The 11052-nt window shown below is 54.8% G+C and carries 8 protein-coding genes; 4 read left to right on the forward strand and 4 right to left on the reverse strand.

What is annotated here, in order from left to right; genetic code table 11:
- Nucleotides 1–72 precede the first annotated feature (72 nt).
- Both AC0QHF_RS15620 and pheT read right to left on the reverse strand, forming a co-directional pair.
- The gene (locus tag AC0QHF_RS15620) at nucleotides 73–219 is read right to left on the reverse strand and encodes a hypothetical protein (RefSeq protein WP_324705154.1); all 147 of its coding nucleotides are present in this window, start codon (nucleotides 217–219) and stop codon (nucleotides 73–75) included.
- 401 nt (nucleotides 220–620) lie between these two features.
- Complete coding sequence (gene pheT, locus AC0QHF_RS15625) at nucleotides 621–3080, reverse strand: phenylalanine--tRNA ligase subunit beta (RefSeq protein ID WP_324705155.1); 2460 nt, start codon at nucleotides 3078–3080, stop codon at nucleotides 621–623.
- A gap of 401 nt (nucleotides 3081–3481) precedes the next feature.
- Here pheT and AC0QHF_RS15630 point away from each other — a divergent pair, with 401 nt between their 5' ends.
- Nucleotides 3482–5095 (forward strand): serine/threonine-protein kinase, encoded by a 1614-nt coding sequence (locus tag AC0QHF_RS15630; RefSeq protein ID WP_324705156.1) that lies wholly within the window; start codon nucleotides 3482–3484, stop codon nucleotides 5093–5095.
- A 10-nt stretch (nucleotides 5096–5105) separates the two neighbouring features.
- Here the strand turns inward: AC0QHF_RS15630 and nblD are convergent, their stop codons facing one another.
- Together nblD and AC0QHF_RS15640 are read right to left on the reverse strand one after the other, a co-directional pair.
- Entirely contained in the window at nucleotides 5106–5321 is a 216-nt protein-coding gene (gene nblD / locus AC0QHF_RS15635) for an NblD family protein (RefSeq protein WP_324705157.1), read from the reverse strand.
- A gap of 209 nt (nucleotides 5322–5530) precedes the next feature.
- Nucleotides 5531–6772, reverse strand: coding sequence for a glycosyltransferase (locus tag AC0QHF_RS15640; protein WP_324705158.1), 1242 nt, complete (start codon nucleotides 6770–6772; stop codon nucleotides 5531–5533).
- A 155-nt stretch (nucleotides 6773–6927) separates the two neighbouring features.
- Here AC0QHF_RS15640 and AC0QHF_RS15645 point away from each other — a divergent pair, with 155 nt between their 5' ends.
- The 3 genes from AC0QHF_RS15645 (at nucleotide 6928) to AC0QHF_RS15655 (ending at nucleotide 10818) form a co-directional block, all read left to right on the forward strand.
- Nucleotides 6928–8973 (forward strand): glycosyltransferase family 2 protein, encoded by a 2046-nt coding sequence (locus AC0QHF_RS15645; RefSeq protein WP_324705159.1) that lies wholly within the window; start codon nucleotides 6928–6930, stop codon nucleotides 8971–8973.
- 70 nt (nucleotides 8974–9043) lie between these two features.
- Nucleotides 9044–9856: a DUF547 domain-containing protein gene (locus AC0QHF_RS15650; protein ID WP_324705160.1), complete on the forward strand. Its 813-nt coding sequence runs from the start codon at nucleotides 9044–9046 to the stop codon at nucleotides 9854–9856.
- Nucleotides 9857–9957: 101 nt separating this feature from the next.
- The gene (locus AC0QHF_RS15655) at nucleotides 9958–10818 is read left to right on the forward strand and encodes a DMT family transporter (protein ID WP_324705161.1); all 861 of its coding nucleotides are present in this window, start codon (nucleotides 9958–9960) and stop codon (nucleotides 10816–10818) included.
- Nucleotides 10819–11052: the final 234 nt, after the last annotated feature.

Raw genomic sequence — 11052 nt, forward strand, 5'->3', positions numbered from 1 at the left:
AGCATCGGGCATCTTGCCTGTGGATTCAGATCCGATCGCCTCATTTAAGATGAAACAGTCCAGTCGGGTGGGTTAGGTGCCGCGGTAATTTTTCGGAAAAATCCACAACTGTTCATCGGCGCCGTAACCCACCATTTCCCCACCTTCAAGGCGGTTCGGATCTGATTGCCGGTCCGGAGTCCACTTGAGTGGACTTTTGCTATCAGCCTTGAAATTCATTTCAAGGCGGGTCTCAAATTGGCAGATCTGTCCTAACCATTCTGTCGGTTGCTATAACTGATGGGGAGGTAGAAACCGGGTTTCTCTGAGCATTTTGTGGGAGACACAAAGATTGTTGCAGAAACCCGGTTTCTTGCCCACTTTTTCATGGGGAGGAAGAAACCGGGTTTCTAGGGGAGATTTGGATGGGTTGGAGAAATGTTGGTAGAAACCCGGTTTCTAGGTGTCTGTGTGGGGGGTCGGTCATTCTTCACCCCGCGTTCAATTATTATCAACCCGGTTTCTCGCCCGCTTTTTCATGGGGGGAGGAAGAAACCGGGTTTCTAGGGGAGATTTGGGTGGGTTTCAGAGATGTTGGTAGAAACCCGGTTTCTAGGTATCTGTAAAGCCCCCCATGGTGATTAACTTCTCAAATCCACGTCAAATTGTTTGACCAGGGCATCCCGGACTTTTTGTTGCACCGGTTCGATGTCCTCGTCGGTGAGGGTGCGATCGCTCACCCGATACACCAAACGAAATGCCAAACTGCGCTGATTTTCGGGAACATTTTTACCCCGATATTCGTCGAACAATTCCACCGACTCCAACAGCTTTCCGCCGGCTTTGACGATGCAGTTCTCCAAGTCCGCCACGGGGACCGATTCCGATACGAAAAAGGCGATATCGCGATCGGAGGCGGGGAAAGTCGAGTAGGGTTTGAACTGCCGTTTCAGGTTGTCTGCGGCCGTCATCGCCGCCAGCAATACCGCCAGGTCGAACTCGAATAAATAAACCGCTTCTGGAAGTTCCCGTTCCCGCTGCAATTTGGGGTGGAGTTGGCCGAAAACCCCCAAGCGATCGCCGTTTAACCACAGGGAAGCTGTCCGCCCCGGGTGCAGCGTTTCCACATCCGATTCTCGGCGGTATTCTGCCACCAAAGACAGGCGCCCGAATACGGACTCCAGGAGCCCTTTTGCCTCGAACCAACTCGGGGGATTATCGCGACCGCCGCGCACCCAGCGGCCCTCGGCGGGGTCGCCGCCCATCACGCCCGCGATCGCATCTTTTTCGCCGTATTCTTCCCCGTTCCGCCAGAAAATGCGCCCGAGCTCGAATCCGTTTAAGGGTCCGTTGCCGTTTTCCAGGTTGAACACGAAGGCATCGACGAGCCCGGAGAGCATCTCGGTCCGCAAGGCGGAATATTCCACGAACAGGGGATTGCCGAGGACGACCTGATTTTCGCCCTGCCGCTTCACCAGGGAATAGTGCATCAACTCCGTCAGGCCTGCGGCCCGGAACGCCGTCCGCAACTGGCGCCGCGCCTCCTGGTCGGGGGGGAGGTAGCCGGGGACGCTTTTGGTGGGGAGGGTGTCGGAAAAGCGATCGTAACCGTACAGGCGGGCGACTTCTTCGATCAAATCGACTTCCCGTTCCAAGTCCCGCTGGCGGTAGGGGGGCACCGTCACCGTCCAGACGACGGACTCGCCGGTTTTTTCGCGCCGCGTCCCGCATCCCAAAGCGGTGAGGATGTTTTCCACCTCTTCCGGTTGTAAATCGGACTCCATTTCGGTGCCTTCTCCCCGCGTCAGGGGTCCGAGGAGGGCGTTGAGGCGATCGCGCCGTAGGGACACTTCCTGGGTTGCCCCCACCTCGGTGACGCTGCTGGCGGTTTCCTGAAGGGTGGCGGTGCCCCCGGCGAGTTCGGAGATCAACAGGATGGCGCGGCGACAGGCTAAAGCGAGTTCGGCCCGGTTGATTCCCCGTTCGTAGCGGGTGGAGGATTCGGTGCGGAGTCCCCCCTGGGCGCGGGCCGATCGCCGAATCGTAACGGGGGAAAATACCGCCGCTTCCAGCATTAAATTGGTGGTCCCGTCGTGGACTTCCGTTTCCTCGCCCCCCATTACCCCGGCCAAAGCCACGGGTTTATCGTTGGCGGTGATGACCAGATTTTGCTCTTTGAGCTCGCGGGTTTGGCCGTCGAGGGTTTTCAGGGATTCCCCGGGTTTGGCGAAGCGGACGCCGACGGCGAGATCGGAAGATCCGGTCAGGGTGTTGAGACGATCGCGATCGAAGGCGTGGAGGGGCTGTCCCCACTCCAGTAGGATATAATTCGTGACATCGACCACGTTGTTGATGGGGCGAATGCCCGCCGCCTGCAGGCGCCGTTTCAGCCAGTCGGGGGAAGGGGCGATCTTCACGTCCGCGATCGCCGTGCCGATGTAGGTGGGACAGGCCTGGGGTTCGGCGATTTCGACGGCCAACTTCCCGGCGGGATCGCGATCGCCGATCAGCACCCCCGCCGCGTCGGGAATTTTCAAGCTTCCCCCGGTCAGGGCCGCCACTTCCCGGGCGATCCCGACCATACTCAAGCCGTCGGCCCGGTTGGCGGTGGCGGTGACGTCCAAAACCACGTCATCCAATCCCAGTAGGGGTCTGACGTCGCCCCCCAATTCGGGATCGTCCAAATCGAAATGATAAATCCCCTCGGAATCCTTTTCTAACCCCAATTCCGCCAGGGAACAGATCATCCCCTGGGAGGGAACCCCCCGCAACTTGCTCTTTTTCAATTTGAGATCGACGGCGGGGAGGTAGGTGCCGATGGTGGCCACCGGAACGATCAGGTCTGCCGCGGCGTTGGGGGCCCCGCAGACGATGTTCAGGGGGTCTTTGTCGCCGATATCCACCTGACAAACCCGCAATTTGTCGGCGTTGGGGTGGGGTGCGATTTCTACGATTTGGCCGAGAACGACCCCGTCCGCCCAGGTGCTGCGATCTTCAATATCTTCGACCTCAAATCCCGCCACGGTCAGGGTTTCGGCGAGTTCTTCGGGACTGAGGGTGATGTCTACCAGTTCTCGTAACCAATTTAAAGAGATACGCATTATCGTGTTGGTGGTAATTCGTCGTATTCTGTCATCCGCGATCGGGGTGTCGGGAAGGCCGGGAAGGGACACTTCCCAGTCCAACCCCCCATTTTGACATTGCCCGGTTCAAAACGGCGAATCGATTCCGGACTCCCCGTCCCGCCGTCGAATTTTCGGGGGCGATGGCGGGTCGGATTTCCCAATTTGGCCGTCGGTGTGTTGAAATCGAAACTAACGTGATAATAGAAATAGGGGAACCATTCTTTCCTGAGAGGACGTGGGGTGCATCGAATGGCTGTCCGAATCTGCCGGAGGATTCCGATCGCTTCGGAAATCCGTATGATACCGGTGTAGGTAGGCAGCGATCTACAAGTATTTCAGGTCCGGTATCCATTTTAAAGAGAGCGTCTCGAACCACCATGAGTTACTGTACAAATCCGGCTTGTCCCAATCCAGAGAATCCCAATGAGGCCTTGAAGTGTCAGGCCTGTGGTTCGAGACTGCGGTTGAAAAATCGTTACCTTGTCCTGAAGCCACTGGGAAAAGGGGGATTTGGCGCCACGTTTCTGGCCCGAGATTTGTCCCTCCCCGGCTATCCCACCTGCGTGGTGAAACAACTGCGCCCCACCGCCAATTCCAAGCGGGTTCTGGAAATGGCGCGGCAGCTTTTCCAGCGGGAGGCGAAAACCCTCGGTAAAATCGGCGACCACCCCCAAATTCCGCGCCTGTTGGACTATTTTGTGGGGAAACAGCAGTTCTATCTCGTCCAGGAGTTTATCGACGGTTCCACCCTCAAGCAGGAAATTCGCAGCCGCGGACCGTACACGGAAGAACAGACTAAAGATTTTCTGCGGGAGATTCTCTCGGTTCTGGACTATATCCACTCCCAGGAAGTGATTCACCGGGATATCAAACCCGCCAACATCCTCCGCCGCCGTCAGGATAACCGCCTAGTGCTCATCGATTTCGGGGCGGTGAAGGATAAGGTGACGCAGGCGACGATGATGGGGACGGGGGAGACGGCGTTTACTAATTTTGCGATCGGGACTTCGGGATTTGCTCCCATCGAGCAGATGTCCCTGCGCCCCGTCTACGCCAGCGACGTCTACGCGGTGGGGATGACTTGCGTTTATTTGCTCACGGGGAAATCCCCCAGCGCTTTGGAACACGACCCCACTACGGGGGAGGTGCACTGGCGGGAACATACCGACGTGAGCGATTCTTTTGCGCTCATCCTGCAGCGGATGCTGGCTGTGTCGGTGTATCAGCGCTATCAGTCGGCTCAGGACGTGTTGTCGGCTCTGGACAATGAGAGCGATTTTGAGGACTTGTCGGGGAGCATGGCGGTTCAGACTCCCCTGCCGGAAACCCCGGAAGATCCGACGATTTATAACGAAGATCAGACGTCGGTGGTGTTGTCCCCCCGGCAGCAGGAGGCGCAGTTGATCCGGGCGCGGCGGGAACGGCAGCGACAGCCGGATATTACCCAAATTATTGATTCTCGGATGCCGGTGGCGGGGGGACTGAGCGCCTCCCAGGGGGCGCCGGCGGCGATGGTGGACGGTACGGTGCTCCGAACTCGGGGAACTCAGGAGTCCCGCCAGTGGAACGAAAGCAGTTTCAGGGCTGCCTATCGCAAGGGACAGCGGGATTTTGGGGACTGCGAATTGAGTGGTCTGAATTTGGAGGGGGGTACTTGGAAGGGGACGAATTTTTACGAGGCGCGGCTGGCCCGGGTGAATTTCCAGGGGGCGGATTTGCGGGATGCGAATTTCGGGCGGGCGCGGCTGGTCCAGGCGAATTTGCGAAAGGCGAATTTGCAGAATGCGTATCTGAGTACGGCGAATTTGGAGGCGGCGGACCTGCGGGGGGCGAATTTGAGCGGCGCGTGCCTGAGTCGCGCCAACCTGCGGGGGACGAACCTGTGCGGCGCGAATCTGAAGGGGGCGATTGTCGGGGACGAACAGTTGGGGATGGCCCGCACGAACTGGCGGACGATTTTACCCAACGGGAAGCGGGGGTTCGGACTCTAGCGATCGCCTCCTATATCGGGCGGTAGCGATCCTCGGGTTGGACTTCCCCCACCAACCCCGGGTCGGTGTTGATGCAACCGGGCTTTTTGACATATTGGCACACCCGAGCCCACAGTCGGGCGCGGGTTCCGGGGGGTCCGACGGAAAAGAAAACGCGATCGCCTCCGATCGCTTTGACGATCTTCACGCCACAAACCGGGCAGATCTGCTCCTGGGGATTGGTCATGGGAAGTTGTAGTAGGCAACAGGCAACAGGCAACAGGCAACAGCAAGACAAACCGTTCGCCGTCTGGATTTCAGACTCGCTCGATGTCCTGATCGCCCTGGCGGTTGCTATTACAGATATTAACGCGATTTTTTGATTGAGACATTATAGCAGAAGAAGCGGGGGGGAAGAAAGTTGGGAGCCGAGCCGGGACTCTTCCCCCGATCGCATTAAAATCGATGGGATTCGATCCGATCCTGTAGCCATTCCAGCCACCGATTGAGGGTTTGATAAATATTTGTCAATCCCCGAATGTGGGAATATTGCGATCGCCCGTAGAGGAAATCATACAGACTCATTTGATAATTGTCCTGAATGGCTAGATCCAGCCAAAGATTGTTGAACGGTGCGCTACTTTGGTAGTCGGGGATGGATTCTTCGTAGTAGGGAAAGGCTTTCAAACAGGTGTTGAAAAAGTTCTTTCTGCCCCGATATTTTAAATAGTTGAGTCGGGGTTTGAAGGATTTCGGATTTTCCAAGACTTTGTGGATGGTATCGGCTAAGGATTCGGGGTCGAAGGGGGAACACAAACCCGATCCGTCCGGAAAGATGCGATCGCCCCCCCGCGCATATTGGTTGAATTCCTCAAAACAAATGACGGGGACGTTGCAACTCATCGCCTCGCTGAGACTGCGATTTTTTCCCTCCAATAAAGACCCCAACAAATAGGCTCGCGATCGCGAATAATATCGGGGCATTTCTTGATAGTGTTCGGCGGAATATATCACGTCAATGTAATCGGAAGGATCGGTTAAAATCGACCGAACCTCATTCCAAATTTGCCGGACGTGGGGGGCAGCGGATTCCCAGTGATTCCAATCCAGACTCGAACCCGAAATCAAGGTCAGTTTAATTTTATTCCGATATTTTTCTCGGTAAATTTTTAGCGCCTCGGCGATAACGGGCAGGTTCTTTTCTCGGGATACCCTGGAAACGCAAATGATATCGATATCTTTTTTATCGACGGGCTGGGGTGCCATGACATACTCGTTGATGAAGTCGGAATTGTAGCAGGTCATCAGCACTTTATCGGCGCGATCGCGGTTATTTTCTCGAAACCAAGTCGCCCGTTTGGGGTTATTGTAGAGGCAGGAATAGGCATCGGCAGTCTTCGACCACGGATAGGAACAGCCCATCGAATAAGCCAGGGAAAAAAAGTGGCGGGAGAGTTGGGGCAGGACGTGATTTAATAAATCGACGGATTCGCTGTAATAAAATCCTTTGACGAATCGACCCTCGTAAAAAACCGGGGGCAAGACCGTATAAAAACTGACGGTATCAAATCGGTGCGGTTCTGGGTCGGTAATTTCGTAAGAAAAACTGTCCAGATCCCCATAGATTTCCTCGATGGGTTTGTCCACGCGGGGATGATTTAAATATGGATGCTGACGGCTGTAGTCTCCCTGTCCCATCGGTCAAAATCAATCTGACGCCACCGTAATTTTGACACGGGGGACGGCAAACGTCCAGACATTGCCATTCAGTCCGAATTCAATTTCATCTCAGGCAAAACTCAGCTTTATCCCATAGGATTCGACAATTATCAACCCCACTCAATTTTCCAGCCGTGCTCCCCGATGTCAATTCCCCGAATTCTCACCCCGCCGGAAATTCTACCTTTTCCCTCGACGAGGTTCTGGTCATCATCCCCGTCCTCGACGAGGAAGAAACGATCGCGGCGACGGTGCGATCGCTGCGGGGTTTGGGTTTGACCCAGATTCGAGTTGTCGATAACGGCAGTTGCGATCGCAGTGCGATTATCGCCGAGGAGGCCGGCGCCGAGGTGTTGGTGGAACCGATCGCGGGTTACGGTCGCGCCTGCTGGCGGGGGTTGCAAGCCATTCCCGACCCGATCCGGTGGATTTTGTTCTGCGACGGGGACGGCAGCGACGATTTGGCGGAATTGGGGCAATTTTGGGAAGCCGCCCCCACCGCCGATCTGATTTTGGGGGACCGCCGCGCCACCCGCGAGGGACGGCAAGCCATGACCCCGGTGCAGAATTTCGGCAACGGGTTGGCCGCGTTTTTGATTGGGGCTGGCTGGGGCTACCGATATCGCGATTTGGGGCCCCTGCGGCTGATCCGGCGTTCGGCGTTGGAGGCGATCGCGATGCGGGACCGGGGATTCGGTTGGACGGTGGAAATGCAGGCGAGGGCGATCGAATTGGGGTTGAGGGTTCGCGAAATTCCGGTCAACTACTGTCGCCGCCGGGGGGGACGGTCCAAAATTTCCGGGACGCTATCGGGCAGTCTGCGGGCCGGAACCGTGATTTTATCGACGTTGGGGCGGTTGTATTTCCGATATCGGGGCGATGCCGTTTTGACCGGGTTCGCCGCCCTATTTTTGATTTTGGGATGCCTGTGGATGCTGCCTTACGGGGACTTTCGCGCCCCGGGTGCGGTGCCCCAGTTTTGGATCGGCGCGGGACTGATGGGGGTGGGATTCGCCCTCAGTTGGGGGATTGGCCGAATTGACGCGCTCAAATTTTGGGCGATCGCACTTTTGACTCGCCTGCTGCTACTTCCCATGTATCCCGGCGATGACGTTTGGCGATATCTGTGGGAGGGATACATCCAAAATTTCGGTTTCAGTCCCTACCATTTCGCCCCGAGTGCGCCGGAACTCGTGTCGCTGCAAACCCCCTGGTGGTCGCTCATCAACCATCCGGATACGTCCGCGATTTACCCCCCCGTCGCGCAGTTGGGGTTCCGGGGATTGGCCGCGATTGCCCCCTCGGTTTTGCTATTTAAACTGGCGTTTGTGTCGGCGGACTTGGCGGTTTGTTGGCTGCTGGCGCGGCGGTTCGGCGAACAAAAAACCCTGATTTACGCCTGGAATCCCCTGATTATATATTCTTTTGCGGGGGGGGCGCATTATGACAGTTGGTTTATTTTGGCGGTGGTGGCGGCTTGGTTTTGGTGCGATCGCCGGCGTTGGCCCGGGAGTGCGGTGGCGATCGGAGTCGGGGTGGCAATTAAGTGGATGTCCCTGCCGTTATTGGGGATTTTGGCGGGGTTGCAGTGGCCGCGGGTGCGATCGATTTTGATCATTTTCGGGTTGGGAAGTTTGCCGTTAATTTGGACAGCGATTCCCTTTTGTTCGGGTGGGGAATGTCCCCTGATTCCGGCGCGATCGCAGTTCGTTTCTCGGGGCCGCAGCGCGGATTTTTTTCCCTATTTTATCGAGACATGGGGCTGGCATCTTCCCGAAGGAAACTCGATTTACTTGTTGCCATTAGCCGCTGTTTTACTGGTGCTTCTATTGTGGGATTTTCGCAAATATGGCGGCAAGCGAAGCGACCTGAACGCCCGATTTCTGCATTTGTCGGAATCCTATTTTGTCGCCCTGCTGCTGATTAGTCCCATCATTCACGCCTGGTATTTTACCTGGCTGGTGCCGTTTTCGGTGGCGACTCGCAACCTGGGGACTCGCCTGGTTAGCTGTTCGGCTTTCGTTTATTTTGTCTTGCAATATCAGAAGGCGATGGGGAGTTCGAGTTGGTGGATGAGTCGGGAGGATCGGCTGTGGATGTGGTTGCCGTTTGGTGTCGGTTTGGTTTGGCATTGGATGCCTTCTCGGTTGAAAAAATTGTTGCCAAAATCGTCGGTCTGAAATTCGTCGTATTTTCATTATGGAGTCAAATCAAATGCGAAAAATAACTCAAATTTCCCTATCGGTTTCGATGATAGTCTTGATCAGTGGCTGTGCTGGAGGTACGGCTTTAAATGTCGGCGAAAGTTCGATCAACTCCGAACAATCCGCCGCTTTGGTGAGCGATCGCCCCTTCAGTTATGATGATTACGAGACGGTGCTCCAGACCTACGTTGACGATCGCGGACAGGTCGATTATAAAGCCCTGACCGCCAATCCGCAAGCCCTAGAGCAATTCAATGCGGCCCTCGCCCGCCTCTCCCGCGATACCTATGAATCTTGGACGGAGGCGGAACAAATCGCCTTTTGGATTAATGCTTACAATTCCCTGACGCTGCAGGCGATAATCGCCAATTATCCGACTCAAAGTATTCGGGATATTCCGGGGGTTTGGAAGTGGTTGAAGTTTGAGGTGATGGGAGAGGAAATGACGCTGGATGAAATTGAACATGAAGTTTTGCGGAAGGAGTTTGATGAACCCCGAATTCACATGGGGTTGGTCTGTGCTTCCATCGGCTGTCCGATTTTGCTACGGGAACCTTATGTCGGCGGTGAATTGAACCGACAGTTGGACGGACAGACGCTCAAATTTCTCGCCCTGGAACAGAATTTTAAAATTGATCGCGACCAAAATAAGGTTCATTTATCTTCGATTTTTAAGTGGTTCGGGGATGACTTCAAAAATCAATACGGCGGGACGGAAAAATTTGCGGGGACGGAGAAGGAAAAAGCGGTGTTGAATTTCACGAGTCAATATTTGGATGAAAGGAACCGGAAGTATTTGGTTGAAGGGGGCTATGATATCCAGTATTTGGATTACGATTGGTCCTTGAATGAACAGTGAGAGGGTGGGGGGAGATGGCGCCAATTTTCGTCCGATATCTCCCCAATCGCGGCGATTTGCTTTATGGTGGAGAGATCGAAATAGTCTGACCCGAAAATCATATGATGTGGTTGATTCTCTCCCTGCTGACGGCAAGTTTGGAAGCCGGCAAAGATTTGCTGAGTAAGCAAAGTTTGAAAATCTTTGACAGTTACGCGATCGCTTGGATTTTGACGACGTTGACGGCTTTTTTGTTGATCCCCGTGTTGCTGTTGTTGGGAATTCCGACGTTGGGCGATCGCTTTTTGTGGGCGTTGCTGGCTGGGGGGAGTCTAAATATTCTCGCCCTGCTGTTGTACATGAAAGCTTTGGAATCCTCCGATTTATCCCTATCGATTCCGATGATTACATTCACGCCCTTATTTTTGTTAATTACTTCTCCCTTAATTGTGGGGGAAATTCCGACGGTTCGAGATGGGTTCGGGGTATGTTTTATCGTGGGTGGTGCCTATGTTTTAAAGTTGGAGGCGCGACGGCGGGGATATTTGGCGCCGTTTCGGGCACTGTTGAAGGAAAGGGGTCCGAAATTCATGCTGGGGGTGGCGTTCGTCTGGAGTATCACGTCTAATATTGACAAGATCGGCATTCAAAATTCTTCTCCGATCTGTTGGGCGATCGCGATCTTTCTATTTAATTCCCTGATTTTTCTGCCCGTCATGTTATTGTACTCGGACGGAAGTTGGCGATTCATTCCCCGGGAGTGGAGGGGATTACTTCGCCTGGGAATCTGCGGCGCACTGTCCATCTCCTGTCAGACGTGGGCGCTGACTTTGACCTCCGTCGTCCACGTCATTTCCATCAAACGGTTGAGTGCCCCCATCGGCGTTTTGTGCGGGCATTTTATCCTCGGAGAACGGAAAATAGAGGAACGGCTATCGGGGGCGAGCGCGATGGTTTTGGGGGTATTTTTGATCGCGTCATGACCGAAAAATTAATCATTCAAAAAAATTGACCCCAGGCGGCGACAAATCTCTCCGGAGAGAGAGGTAAAAATGTGAAAATTCCGAACGCCCGGTTTCCGAAACGTCTCGGCGTGGCAAATGTCCTTCCCCGGGGGAGATGGGATGCGATCGCGATCATCCGCCCAATTTTTCTTAAATCAATCCGAACAAAATCAGCCGGAAAGGGGAATTAAATTTAATGATTTCTATATTGAC

Source organism: Lyngbya sp. CCY1209 (assembly GCF_055795065.1).